The organism is Pseudomonas sp. MTM4 (assembly GCF_019355055.1).
In the GTDB taxonomy this organism is placed as follows: Bacteria; Pseudomonadota; Gammaproteobacteria; order Pseudomonadales; family Pseudomonadaceae; genus Stutzerimonas.
This window is the reverse complement of the sequence record NZ_CP048411.1, coordinates 4,377,835-4,395,927: the sequence shown is the minus strand read 5'-3', so window position 1 is coordinate 4,395,927 and position 18,093 is coordinate 4,377,835. Positions and strand designations below refer to the sequence as shown.

Annotated in this window: 16 protein-coding genes; 12 read left to right on the top strand and 4 right to left on the bottom strand. The window is 61.4% G+C overall.

Annotated features, from left to right (window positions below; all coding sequences use genetic code 11):
- The first annotated feature begins 136 nt into the window (after positions 1 to 136).
- The 3 genes from GYM54_RS20250 (at position 137) to GYM54_RS20240 (ending at position 5,083) form a co-directional block, all read left to right on the top strand.
- Positions 137 to 1,174 (top strand): serine hydrolase, encoded by a 1,038-nt coding sequence (locus GYM54_RS20250; protein ID WP_231752200.1) that lies wholly within the window; start codon positions 137 to 139, stop codon positions 1,172 to 1,174.
- Positions 1,175 to 1,203: 29 nt separating this feature from the next.
- Positions 1,204 to 2,256 (top strand): serine hydrolase, encoded by a 1,053-nt coding sequence (locus GYM54_RS20245; protein WP_231752208.1) that lies wholly within the window; start codon positions 1,204 to 1,206, stop codon positions 2,254 to 2,256.
- Positions 2,257 to 2,596: 340 nt separating this feature from the next.
- Complete coding sequence (locus GYM54_RS20240; RefSeq protein ID WP_197445412.1) at positions 2,597 to 5,083, top strand: helicase-related protein; 2,487 nt, start codon at positions 2,597 to 2,599, stop codon at positions 5,081 to 5,083.
- Between the two features lie 78 nt (positions 5,084 to 5,161).
- Here GYM54_RS20240 and GYM54_RS20235 read toward each other — a convergent pair whose 3' ends face one another.
- A complete protein-coding gene (locus GYM54_RS20235; protein ID WP_197445413.1) occupies positions 5,162 to 5,476 on the bottom strand; it encodes a hypothetical protein in 315 nt (104 codons plus the stop codon).
- 170 nt (positions 5,477 to 5,646) lie between these two features.
- Here GYM54_RS20235 and GYM54_RS20230 point away from each other — a divergent pair, with 170 nt between their 5' ends.
- The 7 genes from GYM54_RS20230 (at position 5,647) to GYM54_RS20200 (ending at position 12,777) form a co-directional block, all read left to right on the top strand.
- Complete coding sequence (locus tag GYM54_RS20230; protein ID WP_197445414.1) at positions 5,647 to 6,072, top strand: DUF1810 domain-containing protein; 426 nt, start codon at positions 5,647 to 5,649, stop codon at positions 6,070 to 6,072.
- A gap of 471 nt (positions 6,073 to 6,543) precedes the next feature.
- Positions 6,544 to 7,422 (top strand): MIP/aquaporin family protein, encoded by an 879-nt coding sequence (locus tag GYM54_RS20225; RefSeq protein ID WP_197445415.1) that lies wholly within the window; start codon positions 6,544 to 6,546, stop codon positions 7,420 to 7,422.
- A 12-nt stretch (positions 7,423 to 7,434) separates the two neighbouring features.
- Entirely contained in the window at positions 7,435 to 8,946 is a 1,512-nt protein-coding gene (glpK, locus tag GYM54_RS20220) for a glycerol kinase GlpK (protein WP_131648108.1), read from the top strand.
- A gap of 138 nt (positions 8,947 to 9,084) precedes the next feature.
- On the top strand, positions 9,085 to 9,843 hold the full coding sequence (locus GYM54_RS20215) for a DeoR/GlpR family transcriptional regulator (protein WP_197445416.1): 759 nt from the start codon (positions 9,085 to 9,087) through the stop codon (positions 9,841 to 9,843).
- Between the two features lie 331 nt (positions 9,844 to 10,174).
- Positions 10,175 to 11,710 carry a glycerol-3-phosphate dehydrogenase gene (gene glpD / locus GYM54_RS20210; protein WP_197445417.1) on the top strand — a complete coding sequence of 512 codons (1,536 nt, stop codon included), beginning with the start codon at positions 10,175 to 10,177 and terminating at the stop codon, positions 11,708 to 11,710.
- Positions 11,711 to 11,780: 70 nt separating this feature from the next.
- Positions 11,781 to 12,062 (top strand): peptidylprolyl isomerase, encoded by a 282-nt coding sequence (locus tag GYM54_RS20205; protein ID WP_131648105.1) that lies wholly within the window; start codon positions 11,781 to 11,783, stop codon positions 12,060 to 12,062.
- A gap of 343 nt (positions 12,063 to 12,405) precedes the next feature.
- The gene (locus GYM54_RS20200; protein WP_197445418.1) at positions 12,406 to 12,777 is read left to right on the top strand and encodes an STAS/SEC14 domain-containing protein; all 372 of its coding nucleotides are present in this window, start codon (positions 12,406 to 12,408) and stop codon (positions 12,775 to 12,777) included.
- A 12-nt stretch (positions 12,778 to 12,789) separates the two neighbouring features.
- Here GYM54_RS20200 and GYM54_RS20195 read toward each other — a convergent pair whose 3' ends face one another.
- Positions 12,790 to 13,686: a CAP domain-containing protein gene (locus GYM54_RS20195; protein WP_197445419.1), complete on the bottom strand. Its 897-nt coding sequence runs from the start codon at positions 13,684 to 13,686 to the stop codon at positions 12,790 to 12,792.
- A gap of 192 nt (positions 13,687 to 13,878) precedes the next feature.
- On the opposite strand from GYM54_RS20195, the gene GYM54_RS20190 reads away from it, so the two are divergent.
- On the top strand, positions 13,879 to 14,613 hold the full coding sequence (locus GYM54_RS20190; protein ID WP_197445420.1) for a sulfite exporter TauE/SafE family protein: 735 nt from the start codon (positions 13,879 to 13,881) through the stop codon (positions 14,611 to 14,613).
- Positions 14,614 to 15,004: 391 nt separating this feature from the next.
- On the top strand, positions 15,005 to 15,493 hold the full coding sequence (locus tag GYM54_RS20185) for a DUF3597 domain-containing protein (protein ID WP_197445421.1): 489 nt from the start codon (positions 15,005 to 15,007) through the stop codon (positions 15,491 to 15,493).
- Positions 15,494 to 15,556: 63 nt separating this feature from the next.
- Here the strand turns inward: GYM54_RS20185 and GYM54_RS20180 are convergent, their stop codons facing one another.
- Positions 15,557 to 16,369 (bottom strand): inositol monophosphatase, encoded by an 813-nt coding sequence (locus GYM54_RS20180; RefSeq protein ID WP_197445422.1) that lies wholly within the window; start codon positions 16,367 to 16,369, stop codon positions 15,557 to 15,559.
- A 150-nt stretch (positions 16,370 to 16,519) separates the two neighbouring features.
- A complete protein-coding gene (locus GYM54_RS20175; RefSeq protein ID WP_197445423.1) occupies positions 16,520 to 18,082 on the bottom strand; it encodes a catalase in 1,563 nt (520 codons plus the stop codon).
- Positions 18,083 to 18,093 lie beyond the last annotated feature (11 nt).

The following is an 18,093-nucleotide window of genomic DNA, read 5'->3' as shown; positions in this document are numbered from 1 at the left end:
TTTCGTCACGTATGCGTCGGGCACGGGCCGGAGCGATGCAGGTCCAACCATGACCAATAACCGGCAGAGAGGTCCGCTAACCGTGTTGTTCCGAGCCAAGCCCCAGCTACGAACAGGTATCGCAACGCCCTTGCTGATGGCAATGGTCCTGCTTGCATCGCCACTGCGGGCGGTGGCGCAGGACGGTTTCAGCTGGACGGAAAACTTCCTCGAACACATCGCCAAGGTCGATGCGAGCACCTCGGGCGAGCTGGGCATCTACCTCAAGGATCTGGATACCGGCGTGTCGGCCTCCTACCACGGCGAGGAAGCCTGGTACCTTGCGTCCACGGTCAAGGTCCCGGTGGCCATTGCCGTCATGCGTCGCATCGATCAGGACACCCTGAGCCTGGACAGCACCGTGCGCTTGCTGGAGTCGGACTACGTCGACGGCGCCGGACCGACCAAACGACACGCACCGGGAACCTCGCTCAGTGTCCGTTACCTGATGGACCAGATGCTGATCCACAGCGATAACACCGCAAGCGACATGCTCATCCGCCTGGTCGGCCTCGACGCGGTCAATGCCGTGACCCGCGAACTGGTGCCGGAAGGCCTCGGCCCGATCACCACCCTGGCGGGTGTGCGCAGGTTGATCTACGGGGAACTACACCCCTCTGCCCGCCTGCTCTCCGGCAGGGATTTCCTTTCGCTCAAAGCGCAGCGCAGCGAAGCCGGACGCCTCTCGCTTCTGGCCAGCCTGCTGGGCGTCCAGCAGAGCGCGTTCACCAAAATCCCGCTGCGCGAGGCCTATGAACGTTATTACGCGACGCCCTTCAATTCGGGCACGTTGCAAGCCTATGGCGATCTCCTGTCCGCAGTGGTGGAAGGTAAGGCGCTGAGCCAAGCCAGCACCGAATACCTGCTCAGCGTGATGAATCGCGTGGCCACCGGAGCCCAGCGCATCAAGGCCGGATTGCCGCCGACGGTCGGCTATGCGCACAAGACCGGCACTCAGCTCGCCCGTATCTGCGATGCCGGCGTGATCGCGCCGCCACCCTTCCGCATAGCCGACCCCGCCGGACGTATCGTTGTGATCGCCTGCGTGCGCGGTGCTGCATCCACCGCCAAGGCCGAACGCGCGTTGCGCGGCGCGGGCGAAGCGATAACCGCCTCTGGAGTGCTTCGCCTATGAAACCAGCCCCGCTCGCGCGCACCGGAAAATTGCTCGCCCTACCGGCCTTGGTAGGCCTCGGACTGGCGCTCTGGGCGTATAAGGAACAGGCCTATTCGGAGTCCTGGCGCAACGCGCTGGAGCAGGACATTCGCCAGATCGACGAACAGAGCCCAGGCAATCTCGGCGTTTACATCAAACACCTAGGTGACGGCGAGGCACTCGACTACGAGGCGGACCGCTTCTGGTACCTGGGGTCGGCGGTCAAGGTGCCGATCGCCATCGCGGTCCTGCAGAGCGTCGACGAAGGCGAGCACAGCCTCGACGAGCAGATGAGCCTGGAAGCCACGGATAAGGTCGACGGCTCCGGCGATCTGGTCTGGCAGGACGAAGGCGTCGAGTATTCGCTGCGAGCGCTGCTGAATGAAATGCTCATCGAAAGCGACAACACGGCCGCCAACATGCTGATCCGGCTCATTGGCGAGGATGAGCTGAACGAGCGCACACGCAAGAACATGGGCGGCAAGGGCTTTGAACGCATCACCGACTTCACTCAGGTGCGGCGGGACGTCTATGGCGAGCTGCATCCCGGTGCGCATGAACTGGACAACATCGAACTGGTGAAGCTTGCATCGGCGCCCTTCAGCGAGCCGCGCTACGAGGCGGTCGCCAACGCCCTGTCGCTCTCCGAAAGCGAGCTGAAGGCCGACAGCATGGAGCAGGCTTATGAGCGCTATTACGCGCGCAACCTGAATTCCAGCACGCTGGAAGCCTACGGCACGCTGCTGGAGAAACTGGTCGAAGGCGATCTGCTTTCCGAGTCCAGCCGGGATCTGCTGTTCAAGGACATGAAGCTGGATCGGTATGACGCCTACCGCCTCGAAGCCGGCCTGCCCAGCGATGTGCCCTTCATCCAGAAGACCGGCACGCAACTGGAACGCGCCTGCCACGTAGGCGTGATCGAACCCCTGGCGGAAAAGCAGGCGAAGACCGTCATCATCGTGGCCTGCGCCGAGGCCCTGGACGAAGCCAAGGAAGCCGGAGCGGCCTTCGAGCGCTTGGGCGAAGCCATTACCCGAGTGCTGCTAAACAAAACCGAGTGATGGCTGATGGTTCCGCCGCTCCCGCGCGGCTCAACCCAAAAGCTTCGCCCCGAGAGCAGGCCTCCCACAAAAAGCAATGCGCACTGCCACAGCCCCACGCCGATCCGCTTTCGTAGGAGGCGCGACCTCGCGGCGAAAGCGTGCCCTCATCCAGCGCAAAAGCCAAAGCTTCGCCGCGAAGTCCCACAAGAAGCGAAAGCACACTGCCACAGCCCCACGCCGATCCGCTTGCGTTGCTGATCGTTGAATTGAGATCCACGCGAATGCAGAGCAATTGATCGGAAGTTCCCATCGGGTTGTCCATAATGGGGCAGCTGAACTGATCAGAGAGGCGTCGATCATGCGCAAGGCCGAAGTCAAACACCGCAACTCCCTCAAGCTGGAGCGACTGCAGCGCTTCCTGACATGGGCCTCGGAGCGCCATCCCGACTTCGTGCCGAAGAAGAACCATCAGGACAATTGGTTCAGCACCTATATCGGTCATCAACCGCCCGAGATCGGGCGCGCGGCGCGGTTGTTCTGGCTCGGACTGGACGAGCCGGCGGTCGATGCCAACGTCGAGGGTGCCGATCCCCAGAGCCTGATCGGCCGATTGCTCAATCGCGATCTGAACGACTACAGCTGCAACGTCGACATCTTCGGCGTCGAGAAAACGCTCGACTGCGGTCCGCTACAGAACCTGCTGGAACCCGAGCTCGTGCTGCGCATCCCTGACAGCACCTCCATCGACGAATTCGAAGCCAACGTGGACGACGCCATCGAAGCACGGGTCCGGGACCGTCTGCATGTGCTGGAGCGCCCCTTCGCCAGCATGAGCGACGAGCAGAAGACGCGCGTTCTGGATCGCTTGCCGACAAAACTCTCCCGGCTCGATGACTTCGCCGCCAAGGCCGTCGATATCCTCAACGAGGTGAAGCACGAACTGCGTTATGTCGTGGAACTGCGCCACTGCGACGTCGCGCTGGACCTGCAGCGGCGCATTCCCGGTGGCCAAGGTCAAGTGCTAAGCGAACAGGACGTGGCCGAACTGAAGGCGCAGGATCGTCAGGATCTGCTGGCCAAGTTCGAGACGATGATCGAGGAAGCCGGCGACTTCGACCTGCAGCTGCTGGGCGAGAAGCGGCTGACAGAAGTGTTCATGATGGAGCCGAAGAAACTTCGCCGGACCATCCGCTTCGCCCGCCAGGACAACAAGGAAAAGATGGCCTTCGCGGTGCTGCTGGAAAACAACCCGCGCTTCGTGCACTACCACAAGCTCTACGCCGCGCGGCGCATTACCCGTACGTGGACCGCCCTGCTCGGCCCGACCAATAGCGGCAAGACGCACCAGGCCATCGAGGCGATGACCGGCGTCGAGCACGCCATCTATCTTTCGCCACTACGGCTGATGGCGCTGGAAAACCAGGAACGCATCGAGTCCATGGGCGTGCCTTGCTCGCTGGTCACGGGCGAAGAGGAAATCATCCGCGAAGGCGCCACGCATTACTGCTGCACGGTCGAAGAGTTCGCCCGCTTCCGCCATCAGCCCTGGGATGTGGTGGTCATCGATGAAGTGCAGATGATGGCCGACTCGCAGCGCGGCTGGGCCTGGGTCGATGCACTGGTCAGCGCCTATACGCCAGAGCTGATCATGACTGGTCCGGAGCTGATCCAACCCTCGCTGAAAACGCTCTGCGACCTGTGCGATGACGAATTGGTGGTCAAGCGCACCAAGCGTCTGTCGCCGGTGGAAGTGGCGCGTCGCTCGACCACGCTCAAGCAGCTCGACGAAGGCTCGATGCTGGTCGCCTTCAGCCGCAAGACGGTATTGGAACTCAAGGCCATGCTGGAGATGACCGGCAAGAGCGTCTCGGTGGTTTACGGCGCGCTGTCGCCGGAAGTGCGCCGCGAGCAGGCACGACGGTTTCGTGAAGGCGAGGCGGACATCATGGTCGCCACCGATGCCGTGGGCATGGGGCTGAACCTGCCGGCGCACACGCTGTGTTTCTACACCGATGAAAAATACGACGGTATCCAGAACCGTCAGCTGAAGGTGCAAGAGGTCAAGCAGATCGGCGGGCGCGCCGGGCGTTTCGGCCATCACGACAGCGGCCTTATCACTGCGCTCGATGTGCAGACCCTGCAGTCGATCAAGCGTCTATTCCATAGCGCCGACCTGCCGGTGGATTTGTCGCAATTCCAGGTACGGCCATCGATCGAACATCTGCAGGCCATCGCCGAGCTGATGGACGAGCCCAGCCTGCTGCGTGCCTGGCTGACCTTCAATCGCAACATCAACTATGGCGAGGAATTCATCTCGGTGCTGCCGGACGAGCTGGCCGAGTGGATCAAGCTGATCGACGATCCGACCATCGACTTACCGCTGCGCTGGATTTTCGCCTGTACGCCGATCCGCGGCGGCCTCGACAGTCCCGCCAGCATCTTCGCCCAGCAATGGCTGAAGAAGGTTGCGCAGAACAAGGAAATCCCACTGCCGCGACTGATCATCGATGCCGACCTGGCGACATTGGAAAGCTCGCTGCACGTCATCGAAACCTACCTGCACCTGGCGCGAACGCTGCCGGCGCACTTCCCGACGCTGGAACAGGCCGAGGAGCACCGCAGCCTGCTCAATGGCGCGATCACCCGCGAGCTGTCGCGCCAACGCAAGCCGCGCAGCAGCGACCGCCGCCGCCTCTCAGGCGAAACCCGAAACTGCAAGCAGTGCGGCAAGGCCATGCCAATGGCCGAGCGACAATTTCGTTTGTGTCAGAACTGCTTTCAGGAACAGCGAGCCAAAGAGCAGCCAAGCGCCAAACGGCGCGCTCCAAAGCGGGTAAAAACGTAGCGAGCCACGGCCAAGCGGGCGCCCCATCAGCTCAAATGATTTATGAGCCGTAGGGTGCCCGCTTCTTTGCTTTGGCTGTTAACGATGTCCTCTGCGCCAGTCACGACGCTCCACTGGGACCATGACGTACTCGACGCGTTTCGGCCGGTACTTCACTGCACGGGGCGCATGCCGATGGTGATGGACATGACGCTTCGGCTGGTGCTGATAACGGCGAGCATGCCGATGGTCGTGACGATCATCGGAATCCTTCGCTAGCACCGCCACCAATACCGCCCCAACTGCCGCACCGGCCAATACGGGAACCACAACGTTGCGATCGGCCGCCGAAGCCGCACTGGCTGTGATCAAGCAACCGGCAAGCAAACCAATCTTGAGTATGCGACAGAACATGGCTTTCTCCTTCTACGAGTGGGCTCGTTGCCCACAGCCATCAAACACCGCCGCTCGGTCAAGGGGCGTCAGGCAGGTGTAAACAACGCGTAAACAGCCAATCAGAAGAGCGAATCATCGAGTCCGGGGCTGTCTCATATGAACGATGGACGCAGCGTGCGGAGGCACCCATGCACGATACTTACGACCTGAAACGATTCGTCGCCGCTCAAGACAGCATCTACGACCGCGCCCTGGCGGAATTGAAAGCCGGTCGTAAACAGAGCCACTGGATGTGGTTCGTCTTTCCACAGATCGCCGGGCTCGGCCATAGCGACATGGCACGACGCTACGCCATTTCCAGCACAGACGAGGCGCTCGCCTATCTGCAGCATCCGCTGCTGGGAGCGCGGCTGGAGGAATGCGCGCAGGCGATGCTGCAGCACACTGATCGTCCGGCGCGGCAGATTCTCGGTTCGCCCGATGACCTGAAGCTACGTTCGAGCATGACGCTGTTCAGCAACGTCGCACCTGAGCGGACCATCTATCGTCAGGTCCTGGACGCTTTCTATGGCGGCGAGGCAGATCCGGCGACGTTGGCCAGACTGCAACGCTGAGCGTTGTCAAGCTCTAGCATGTGATTGTCAGAGGCGATTGCACTGCCGGTATGCCATCAGGGCTTTGCTGCGCGGAGCGCACCCTACAAGGGTCTCGTACTCCGTAGGGTGCGCTCTGCGCATGGCCAGTACCCCACAGTTCGCTTGGCTGAACGTCCGTTACGAGAGGCGGCTTTGCCTGTGAGAAAACTCTTCTGGTAGCTCTCCATGCGATGGTGCATCAGCGTTGCGCCGCGCTGAGGCCACTCGGCGTTGAGGTTCCGCACTTCTTCGCACTTTGCCGCTGGCTAGCCTGCGCCGGCTGATGGCGACAACGGATCTACCGCTCCGTTCGCTACCTTTTCGATGAAATGTTCAAGTTTTTACTTTGACAGCACCAAACTTTGACTTTAAGTTTTCGCTTCCGAACATTTCCGAACCCACGCAGTATTCGGATTATAAAAACAACAGTCTCCAGAAGAGGTTCTGCGCATGAGTAACCCGTCCACCCCGACGCTACGGGGGCAATGCATCGCCGAATTCCTCGGCACCGCTCTATTGATCTTCTTTGGCACCGGCTGCGTCGCCGCGCTGAAGCTTGGCGGTGCTGATCTAGGCCTTTGGGAAATAAGCGTTATTTGGGGAATCGGCGTCAGCATGGGAGTGTATCTCGCAGCCGGCGTGTCGGGCGCTCACCTGAACCCTGCCGTGTCCATCGCGCTCTGGCTGTTCGGCACCTTCGAGCGCAACAAGGTGCCCGCGTATATCCTCGCCCAGACGGCAGGCGCATTCTGCGCCGCTGCGTTGGTTTACGGACTTTACAGCAGCCTTTTTTTCGATTTCGAACAAGCCCAGCAGATGACGCGCGGCAGCCTCGCCAGCCTTGAACTCGCTTCGGTGTTCTCCACCTACCCTCACGCGTCCCTGTCCATCGGCCAGGCGTTTCTGGTGGAAGTGGTGATTACCGCTATTCTGCTGGGAATGATCATGGCGCTGACCGACGACGGTAATGGCCTGCCCCGCGGCCCGCTGGCTCCGCTGCTGATCGGCCTGCTGATCGCGGTGATCGGCGGCGCGATGGGCCCGTTAACCGGCTTTGCTATGAACCCGGCACGGGATTTCGGACCGAAGCTGATGACTTTCTTTGCCGGCTGGGGCGAGGTTGCCTTCACTGGCGGGCGGGACATTCCCTACTTTCTGGTCCCGCTGATCGCTCCGGTGCTGGGCGCCTGCATCGGCGCCGCAGGCTACAAGGCACTGATCTGCAAGCATCTCCCGAATCTGGGCTCGGGCGCTTGTGCTGCACCTGAGCCAGATCACGAAGCCAAGCGTTACAACAAACACGATGCCACTGCCCAAGAAGCTCGTTAAGGAATCGACATCATGAGCAACCCGAACGACAAGCAATTCATCGTCGCCCTCGACCAGGGCACCACCAGTTCCCGTGCCATCGTGCTGGACCGCAACGCCAACGTGGTCACCATCGCCCAGCGCGAGTTCGCGCAGATCTACCCGCAGCCGAGCTGGGTCGAGCATGACCCGATGGAAATCTGGGCCACCCAGAGCGGCGTCTTCGTCGAAGCCTTGGCTCAGGCCGGCATCACCAACGAGCAAGTGGCGGCCATCGGCATCACCAACCAGCGCGAAACCACCATCGTCTGGGACAAGCTCACCGGCAGGCCCATCTATAACGCCATCGTCTGGCAGAGCCGCCAGAGCACGCCGATCTGCGATCAGCTCAAGCGTGACGGCATGCAGGAGCACATCCGCAAAACCACCGGCCTGGTCATCGATCCCTATTTCTCCGGCACCAAGATCAAGTGGATCCTGGATCACGTCGAGGGCAGTCGCGAACGTGCGCGGCGTGGTGAGCTTCTGTTCGGCACCGTCGATTGCTGGCTGATCTGGAAGATGACCCAGGGCAAGGCCCACGTCACCGATTACACCAACGCCTCGCGCACCATGCTGTTCGACATCCACAAGCTGGACTGGGACCCGGTCATGCTGGAGGCGCTGGATATCCCGCGCGAAATGCTGCCCGAGGTGCGCTCCTCCTCCGAGATCTATGGTCATGCCTATCTCGGCTCCGGCCAGAGCACCGGCATCCCGATTGCCGGTATCGCGGGCGATCAGCAGGCGGCGCTGTTCGGGCAGATGTGCGTCGAGCCGGGCCAGGCCAAGAACACTTACGGCACCGGCTGCTTTCTGTTGATGAACACCGGAACCAAGGCCGTACAGTCCGAGCACGGCCTGCTTACCACCATTGCCTGCGGCCCGAAGGGCGAGGTCAATTACGCACTGGAAGGCGCCATCTTCAACGGCGGCTCCACCGTGCAGTGGCTGCGCGACGAGCTGAAGGTGATTAATGATTCGCTGGATTCCGAATACTTCGCCACCAAGGTCAAGGACAGCAATGGCGTCTATCTGGTGCCTGCCTTCACCGGCCTCGGCGCGCCCTACTGGGACCCTCGCGCCCGTGGCGCATTGTTCGGGCTGACGCGCGGTGTGAAGGTCGACCACCTCATCCGTGCCGCGCTGGAATCCATCGCCTACCAGACCCGCGATGTCCTCGATGCCATGCAGCAGGACGCCGGCGAACGTCTGCGCTCGCTGCGTGTGGACGGCGGCGCGGTAGCCAACAACTTCCTCATGCAGTTCCAGGCCGACCTGCTCGGTACCCATGTCGAACGCCCGCAAATGAAGGAAACCACCGCCCTCGGCGCTGCCTATCTGGCGGGCCTGGCGACCGGCTTCTGGAGCAGCCTCGATGAGCTACGCAGCAAGGCCACCATCGAGCGGGTCTTCGAACCGGCCTGCGATAACGAGCAGCGCGAGGCACTTTACAAGGGTTGGAAGAAGGCTGTAGACCGCACTCGAGACTGGGCAGAGGACTAAATCAAACCGGCATTGCCACTCGAAGGCGCCGGCCCGGATTCGTTTCCGCGCCGGCGCCGCTATTCACAAACGAACAATTCTTTAATCGGAGACCAGACTGCGGCATGCTTCCGGCATATCGATAAGAAGGAAGCCTCCATGAGTCTGGCCCCACGACAGCAGAGCATTCTCGAACTGGTGCGCGAACGCGGCTACGTCAGCATCGAAGAGCTGGCGCAGCAGTTCGCGGTGACGCCGCAGACCATCCGCCGCGATATCAACCAGCTCGGCGAAGCCGGCCTGCTACGCCGCTACCATGGCGGCGCCGCTCACGATTCGAGCGTGCAGAACACCGCCTACACCCAGCGCGCCCGACAGATGCGCGACGAGAAGCGCCGTATCGCCGATGCCATGGCCGCGCACATTCCCGATCAAGCTTCGCTGTTCATCAACATCGGCACCACCACCGAAGCCATCGCCCACGCGCTTCTGAATCATCGCGACCTCAAGGTCATCACCAACAACCTGCATGTGGCGAGCATCCTCAGCCCCAAGGAAGACTTCGACGTCCTGATCGCTGGCGGCAACGTGCGTAGCGACGGCGGCGTGGTCGGCCAGGCAACCGCCGACTTCATCAGTCAATTTAAAGTGGACTTCGCCCTGATCGGCATCAGCGGCATCGACGAGGACGGCACCTTGCTGGACTTCGACTACCAGGAAGTCCGTGTTTCCCAGGCCATCATCAACAATGCCCGCAAGATCTTCCTCGCTGCGGATTCGAGCAAATTCGGCCGCAACGCCATGACCCGCCTCGGTTCGCTGGAGCAGATCGATGTGCTGTTCACCGAAGCCCAGCCGCCGGAAGCCTTTGTCGACCTGCTCGCGCGCCATGACGTGAAGCTGGAAGTCACGGGGTGATCGTCGTTTAGCAAAGGCCGGACGCCTGAGCCTGGTGGGCTGAAGCCCACCCTACGAAGCCGGTGGGCTGAAGCGGAACGTCGCCCGGCTCACCCTGCGAAACTGCCATGGCCTCACCCTCGCCATGCACCGAGCCACCGTAGGGTGGGCTTCAGCCCACCAAGAAAAAAACACAGCTCGATCCGTACAACCTCAGCCCCAACAAGCAGCTCACTTCTGTTCGTTTATTTTCTTTTGATATAAGAAGTGAACATTCTATCTGGAGAGAAGAACTCTTCTACGCTACGATGTTCACATTCGAAAAATAGATATTCGTTTTTAGGAGAACACCGTGACCGACACCGACCGCCCCGTCTCCGAGCTCTATGACATCGCCGTTATCGGCGGAGGAATCAACGGCGTCGGGATCGCCGCCGATGCGGCTGGGCGCGGGCTGTCGGTTTTCCTGTGTGAGCGCGACGATCTTGCCAGCCACACATCATCGGCCAGCAGCAAGCTGATCCACGGCGGCCTGCGTTATCTCGAACATTATGAGTTCCGCCTGGTACGCGAGGCACTGGCCGAACGCGAGGTGCTGCTGCGCAAGGCGCCGCATATCGTCAAGCCGATGCGTTTCGTCCTGCCCCATCGCCCGCATCTGCGGCCCGCCTGGATGATTCGAGCCGGGCTGTTTCTTTATGACAACCTCGGCAAGCGGGAACAACTTCCCGCCTCGCGCGGCCTGCGCTTCGGCGATGAAAGCCCGCTGAAACCGGCGATACGGCGCGGTTTCGAATATTCCGATTGTTGGGTCGACGATGCACGACTGGTAGTGCTCAACGCCATGGCGGCGCGCGAAAAAGGCGCGCACATCCATACCCGCACCCGCTGCCTGAGCGCCAAACGTGCCGGCGGTATCTGGCATGTCGAGCTACAGCGCCAGAACGGTACGCGCTTCTCGCTGCGCGCCAAGGCACTGGTCAACGCGGCGGGCCCTTGGGTCGCGCAGTTCATCGGCGAGAACCTGCAGCAGCGCTCGCCTTACGGCATTCGTCTGATTCAGGGCAGCCACGTCATCGTGCCCAAGCTGTACGAAGGCGAGCAGGCGTACATCATGCAGAACGAGGATCGGCGCATCGTGTTCGCCATCCCATACATGGGTCGCTACACCATGATCGGCACCACCGATCGCGAGTATCACGGCGATCCGGCCACGGTCAGCATCAGCGAAGAAGAAATCGCCTACCTGCTGGGCGTGGCCAATGCGCACTTCCGCAAGCAATTGGAACCCAAGGACATCCTGCACACCTTTGCCGGCGTTCGCCCACTGTGCGACGACGAGTCCGACAATCCCTCGGTCGTTACCCGCGATTACACCCTGTCGCTGGAAGCCGAGCAGAAGCAGGCGCCGTTGCTTTCGGTGTTCGGCGGCAAGCTGACGACCTACCGCAAACTGGCCGAATCGGCGATGGAGCACCTTGCGCCGTTCTTTCCGCAAATGGGCGAGCGCTGGACAGCGAAGGCCAGCCTTCCCGGTGGCGAAGGCATGGACTCGCCGCAAGCATTGGTCGAAAAGTTGGTCGCCAGGATCGAAGGCATCGACTTAGACCTGGCTCGGCGATGGGCGAATCTTTACGGCAGTCGCGTCTGGAAAATGCTTGGCGAGGCTCGCTCAGTCACTGAGCTGGGCGAACTGCTGGGCCAGGACCTCTACACGCTGGAAGTTGAATATCTGCACCAGCAGGAATGGGCAAACTGCGCGGACGACATTCTCTGGCGCCGCACCAAGCTCGGCCTGTCGTTCACGACTGACGAGCTTGCGCGATTGCGCCACTATCTGGACGCCCGGCCTGCGCCAGCGAAGGCAACGGATATGGATGCGGCCTGATGGCCGCAGCATTTCGAATCACCGCCGATTGCGGTAGGCTCAGCCCCTTCTCAAGACGGAGTAACTCCCCATGGCCCGAGCCACTGCCCGCCACATCCTGGTTCCCACCGAAGACAAGTGCAACGAACTGAAAGCTGCCATCGAAGGCGGCGCCGATTTCGCTCAGGTTGCCAAGGACAATTCCACTTGCCCATCCAGCCGTCAGGGCGGCGACCTGGGCTCGTTCGGTCCGGGCCAAATGGTCAAGGAATTCGACACCGTGGTGTTCAGCGCGCCGCTCAATGTCGTGCAGGGCCCGGTGAAGACCCAGTTCGGCTACCACCTGCTGGAAGTGACCAGCCGTCAGGATTGATCCTGCCGCCCCCGCGCTACGGCGCCGGGGGCTCCCTCCTCCAGCTCTCCACAGCCTTTCTCTGCAACGTCCAATCGATCGTCAGGTCTTGCCCGCGGGCAACGTGCCGACGTTGCCACATGCGTCAAGCTTCGTGGCGGAAGCGTCCGGTCAGGCTATTCAAGCCGCACATGCTCTGCACCGCACTGTCGATCTGGCTCAGCGCCTTATTGCATGGTTTCGATCCGCGACCACCGCGAAACACGCCCGTGATCACCGGCGCGGACCGTTTCGATGGCGGCATTACAGCCACGGGCTATGCTCAGAAAGAGCTACTTTCATCCACCCTGAGGGGAGCGATGTGATGTTCCACGTAACGCGCATAGGCGACAAACGCATCGACGTCGATTTTTCCGGCAAGCTCGACAGCAATGAAATGCGCTTCGCGCTCGATGAGCTGATGCGCAAATCAGAAGGCATCACCCATGGCCAGATGCTCTATCGCATCGGCGACTTCGATCTGCCAACGCTCGGCGCCGTCGGTGTCGAGCTGTCACGGTTTCCGCAGCTGTTTCGCTTCATCCGTCGCTTCGACCGCTGCGCCGTGGTCAGTTCTAGAGAGTGGGTGCGCAAGGCCAGCGAGATCGAAGGCGCGCTGATCCCTGGCCTGACGATCAAGGCATTCGATGCGCACCAGAGTACCGAGGCGCATAACTGGCTTGAGGGCCTGCAATAGCCTGCCGGTATCTCAACGCGGCGTGCCGAAGACTTGGGTCCAGTAACTGATGGCAGCGCTGTCCGGATTCGTCGCGTATGCGGCGCCCATCTCAATGAAGTCCGCCCGCATTATGTTGCGGCAGTGCCCGGGGCTGGCCAGCCAGCCGGCCACGGCCTGCTCCACCGAGCCTTGGCCTGCCGCAATGTTTTCACCGACCCGGCTCCACGCGTAGCCTGCGCGGTTGGCTCGATCACTGACCTGGCTGCCATTCGACGCCCGATGGCTGAAGAAGTCCTGATTGGCCATATCGCGACTGTGGGCCAGCGCAGCCTCGGCAAGCCGATCATTCCAGCGCAATGCCGGCACCGCCTCGAATGTCTGACTGCCACAGGTTCGCGCTTGCGCGCGGGCTTCGTTGACTTGTTTCAGAATCTTCTTCCCTGCTTCCCGCCAGTCACCTAGATCCGGCGATAGCAAAGGCTTGGCAAGCAGCACCTGCCAGGTACTCCCCTGCCTGGAGACACCGATTTCCGCGAACTCTTCGCTACGCAGCGCGCTGCAATAGCGTTGCCTGAGCGCATCCATGGCGGCTTGCGCGCTCGCAGGACCGGATATCGAGACCGCTTGTAGTTTCGCCGGACGATAGCCGGACGTCGGCAATGCACGTTGCAGCTGCGCCCCGCTGGTCGCTGGAGCCACAGCCAAGGCATCAGCGGGGGCAAGCGGCCCTACCGCGGAGCCTTTGGCACCGTCGCATGCCTGTTCGGTATCGCGGAAAGCGTTGATCAAGCCAATCAGGGCTTCCGGTTCATCCGCGCTTATCTCGCCCGCGAACAACGCAGTGAGCAGCAGCAATGGGCCGGCCACCTGGGTCAGCGCTCGATGCTTTCGAGCTGGGGTGATTAATGGCGATCTGGAGGCTGTCATGGCAACACTTCGCTCCGGTTTGGTCTTGCCCCGACAACACGGAGCCTGACATGGGGTCGTTAGTCTGCTGACCACAGCCAGCCGAGAGCGATCCAGGCGAGCAAGCGAAACAGGTCCTCGACATGCGATCATCAGCCCGGCAAAACCGAACGCCACGTAACCGCATTCACCGATTCCGAACCACACCCAGCCATGACCCTGTCCGATTTTCTGCTGTTCGCGCTGCCTGCGATCTTTCTCACCGGGCTGTCCAAGGGTGGCTTTGGAGGCGCTCTGGGCGGGATCGCCGTGCCGCTGCTGGCGCTCGCTATCTCGCCGAAACAGGCGGCGGCTGTAATGCTGCCGATTCTCTGTCTGGCTGACGTGGTGGGTCTGAAGGCCTATTTCGGCAAATGGGACATCCCCAATCTCAAGGTCATGCTGCCCGGCGCGCTGATCGGTATTGCCCTCGGCTCGCTCACCTTCGGCATGCTCGACGAGCGGATGATCGGCCTGATGATGGGGTTCATCGCCGTGGGTTTCGTGGCGCTCGGGCTGATCACTAACAACGACAAACCCCGCCCCCTACAACGCGGGCGCGGCACCCTGCTTTCGTCGGTTGCCGGCTTCACCAGCTTCGTCGCGCATGCGGGCGGACCGCCGATCCTGATGCATCTGCTACCGCAGCAACTGGACAAGCTACGCTACGTCGCGACCATCAACCTGTTCTTTCTGATGACCAATGCGATCAAGCTGATTCCCTACGCCGCACTCGGCCAGTTCAACCGCGAGAACCTGCTACTGAGCCTGGCGCTCGCGCCCATCGTGCCGTTCGGCGTCTGGGCCGGGCTTTGGCTGCACAAGCGCATCGATCCCACCTGGTTCTACCGGATCGCCCGCATCGGCATGGCGCTCGCTGGTTTGCAGCTGATCTGGAAGCATCTCTGAAGCCGGACCGGCATACCGCTGGCGCACCAGTGCTGAACGATCACAGCTCACCCCAGTCGGAAATAATGTACCCACTGCAACAGGAGTCATCCTCATGCTGAAGTTTCTGGGCAGCACAATCGGCATCATTTTTCTGATCGGTCTGTTGGTGGTGATCGGTTTGTTCATGTTGGTGTTCTAACCACAACGGCTACCAACAGGCGCACAAAAAACAGTTCGGCAATGCCGCTGTGTCGAACTCACCAGCCGTTCTCGATCATGCCGCCGGGCTTTCTGGCGGCATGGTCGTTTTTGCACTGAGCTCGGCGGGCATCGCTTCCGACCTACGGAACCGAATGACTTGACCGAGACGATGGTCCAAACAGCACCTACACCAACCGAGGATGATGAAATGGGTCTGTTCGACAAGATCAAAGACAAACTGGGCTTGGGCGGCGTCAGCAACGAAGCGCACAAGCCTGCCGCGCCGAATTCTGGCGTCAACCAGCATGCCACTGACACGGTTGTCGACTCCAACCGCCCGACGACAGCCAACAACGCAACCACCACACCGCCCGGGGCCAGCGCATCGGCAACGGGTATGGCTGGCACCGCCGGTACGGTCGGCGGACCTAACAGCGTTGTGGATGTCCCGGCGAAGCTCGACGGCATGGCGGCGAATTTTCCGGAGCAGCTGAACTGGCGCACCTCCATTGTCGACCTGCTCAAGTTGCTAGGCCTGGACAGCAGCCTGGAGTCGCGCAAGGAACTCGCTACCGAGCTGGGTTGCCCGCCGGACAAGATGGCCGACTCGGCGCAGATGAACATGTGGCTGCATCGCGCCGTGATGCACAAGCTCGCGGAACACGGCGGCACCGTACCGCCCGAATTGCGCACCTGATGAAGAGTTCGTTCCCACGCGCCAGCGTGGGAACGCAACCCGGACGCTCCTGCGTCCGAAACCTCAACCGTCCAATGACGGCCCGATCATCTCGGCCAATTGCGGATAGACGCCGGGGCAGGCGACGAGGTAAGGATTGCCAAGCAGCAGTCCGTCGTTGCGGAAGAAGTCGTTCCCTCGTCCACCCGCTTCCTTGACCATCACCAGCCCGGCCACGCAATCCCAGCTCTTGAGCTCGGTCTCGTAATAGCCGAGCAAGCGACCCGCCGCCACATAGGCGGTCATCAGCGCACCAGAGCCGTTGCGAAAGAACATGCCGCCCGCAGCCAGCAGCTTTTCGAGGAAAGGAATGAAGTGTTCCTTGCCGCGCGGGTGAAAGGTCCCGGTGGCAGTCACGCCTTGGCCTACATGAGTGGCATCGCTCGCCTTCAAGGGCCTGTCGTTGACGAACGCGCCCCGGCCCAGACAGCCATGGAACAGCTCGTCATGATTGGGATCGGCGATAGCGCCCAGGTGCGGTTCGCCGTCGATCAGCAGACCGATCGACACGCACCAGTTGTGCAGGCCGTTGACGAAACAGGCCGTGCCGTCGATGGGATCAATCACCCACACGCAGCGGGCGCCGAGTCCAGCGGAACCGCTCTCCTCGCCGAGAAAACCATCCTCGGGAAAGCGCTCGGTCAACCGACCGCGAATGAAGCGTTCGATCTCTTTGTCGGCGACGCTCACGACATCCTGCAAGTCGTCGCCCTTGTGCTCGACCGTTAGCGCGTCGCGCTTGCGGTAGTACTCCATTCCCAGCTGTGCCGCCTCGAGAGCAAGGGCTTTGGCGCAGGCATAACGCGCGTCGATATCGAGTGGTTGCTCGGAACTCATGGCTGTCCTATGAACGGTTGCGCACAATCGCGCGGGGAGCAGGATTTTAATGAATCACGCTATACGGGCATACCACGCCGCAGCCCTTCTCAGTCACAGCGGCGCCATTCCGTCTGGCGCAATTGCGCCAGACGGAAGCCTGGAGGCGGCTCAGCTTTCGTGTTCGCCGCTGCTGTAGGTCGGCCCCGCCAGGTTTTCGCCCGGCGCGGCACGCCCTTCCAATGGCGGCAGCGCCTTGACCTTTTCGATGTCCACGCCGACGCCCTCCGCCAAGCGCTGGCCGTAATCCGGGTCGCAATGCCAGAAGTGCCAGATCATGCGCAGACAGATTTCCTCAGGGCATTCCTTGAGGTCGGCGGTTATGTTGGCGATCAGGTCATCGCGCTCCCAGCCCTCGAAACTGCGGTAACGCTCGCCGGCCTGGTGATAATCCGCGGCAGCCTTGGTCGTCTGATAGCGCCCCAGATGCCCTTCGACCCATTGGTGATAATCCTGTGTAGCCTTGGGCGCTTCCTTGAGTCCACCGACAGAGCTGGGTTCGTAATTGATGTGGGGATTACCGCCGCCATCGACGAAATGCGCCATCTGCCCGTCGCGCTGGTTGGTGGCGTACGGGCATTTGGGCGCGTTGATCGGCAGCTGCAGATAATTCGCGCCGACGCGGTAGCGCTGGGTATCGGAATAGGACAGGGTCCGACCTTGCAGCATCTTGTCATCCGAAAAATCGATGCCGTCCACCAGGACGCCGGTACCGAAGGCGGCCTGCTCGGTTTCGGCGAAGACGTTCGACGGGTTGCGATCAAGCACCAGTCGTCCTACCGGGAGCAGCGGGAACTGGTCCTCGGGCCAGCGCTTGGTGTCGTCCAGCGGGTCGAAGTCGAGCTCATCGTGCGGATCGTCGGACATGATCTGCACGGCCATTTCCCACTCGGGATAATCGCCGCGCTCGATGGCGTCGTAGAGGTCGCGGGTGGCGTGGCCGACGTCTTTCATCTGGATTTCAGCAGCCTGCTGGGAGGTGAGGTTCTTCACGCCGAGCTTGGGCTCGAAGGAGAACTTGCAGAGCACCGCCTCACCCTTATCGTTGACCATTTTGTAGGTATTCACACTCGAGCCCTGCATGTGCCGGTAGTCGGCAGGGATGCCCCAGGGACTTTTGACCCAGGTCACCATGTGCAGCGCTTCGGGATGGTGCTGAACGAAATCGTAGAAGCGCCAGGCTTCCTGGCGGTTGGACACGGGATCGGGCTTGAAGGCATGGATCATGTCCGGAAACTTGATCGCATCGCGGATGAAGAACACCTTGAGGTTGTTGCCCACCAAGTCCCAGTTGCCGTCCTCGGTGTAGAACTTGATGGCGAAGCCGCGCGGGTCACGAGCGGTTTCCGGTGACTCCTTTCCACCAATCACGGTGGAAAAACGCAGGAAGACCGGAGTACGCCCGCCCGCCTTGGTCAGCACCTTGGCGCGCGTATATTTGCTGGCCGGCTCGTCACCGATCTTGCCATAGGGCTCGAACCATCCATGCGCCGCGGTACCGCGCGCGTGCACGACGCGCTCGGGGATTCGCTCGCGGTCGAAGTGGGTGATCTTCTCGATGAATTGATAATTTTCCAGCGTCGCCGGGCCACGCTCGCCGACGCTGCGCAGGCTCTGGTTATCGCTGATGGGATGGCCCTGACGGGTCGTGAGTGTGTTGCGTTGATCAGTCATAACGGCTCCTG

Coding starts and splice junctions, on each gene's coding strand:
- GYM54_RS20250 (WP_231752200.1), top strand. CDS start 137: ATGGCAATGGTCCTGCTTGCATCGCCACTGCGGGCGGTGGCGCAGGAC.
- GYM54_RS20240 (WP_197445412.1), top strand. CDS start 2,597: ATGCGCAAGGCCGAAGTCAAACACCGCAACTCCCTCAAGCTGGAGCGA.
- GYM54_RS20235 (WP_197445413.1), bottom strand. CDS start 5,476: ATGTTCTGTCGCATACTCAAGATTGGTTTGCTTGCCGGTTGCTTGATC.
- GYM54_RS20230 (WP_197445414.1), top strand. CDS start 5,647: ATGCACGATACTTACGACCTGAAACGATTCGTCGCCGCTCAAGACAGC.
- GYM54_RS20225 (WP_197445415.1), top strand. CDS start 6,544: ATGAGTAACCCGTCCACCCCGACGCTACGGGGGCAATGCATCGCCGAA.
- glpK (WP_131648108.1), top strand. CDS start 7,435: ATGAGCAACCCGAACGACAAGCAATTCATCGTCGCCCTCGACCAGGGC.
- GYM54_RS20215 (WP_197445416.1), top strand. CDS start 9,085: ATGAGTCTGGCCCCACGACAGCAGAGCATTCTCGAACTGGTGCGCGAA.
- GYM54_RS20205 (WP_131648105.1), top strand. CDS start 11,781: ATGGCCCGAGCCACTGCCCGCCACATCCTGGTTCCCACCGAAGACAAG.
- GYM54_RS20200 (WP_197445418.1), top strand. CDS start 12,406: ATGTTCCACGTAACGCGCATAGGCGACAAACGCATCGACGTCGATTTT.
- GYM54_RS20195 (WP_197445419.1), bottom strand. CDS start 13,686: ATGACAGCCTCCAGATCGCCATTAATCACCCCAGCTCGAAAGCATCGA.
- GYM54_RS20190 (WP_197445420.1), top strand. CDS start 13,879: ATGACCCTGTCCGATTTTCTGCTGTTCGCGCTGCCTGCGATCTTTCTC.
- GYM54_RS20185 (WP_197445421.1), top strand. CDS start 15,005: ATGGGTCTGTTCGACAAGATCAAAGACAAACTGGGCTTGGGCGGCGTC.
- GYM54_RS20180 (WP_197445422.1), bottom strand. CDS start 16,369: ATGAGTTCCGAGCAACCACTCGATATCGACGCGCGTTATGCCTGCGCC.
- GYM54_RS20175 (WP_197445423.1), bottom strand. CDS start 18,082: ATGACTGATCAACGCAACACACTCACGACCCGTCAGGGCCATCCCATC.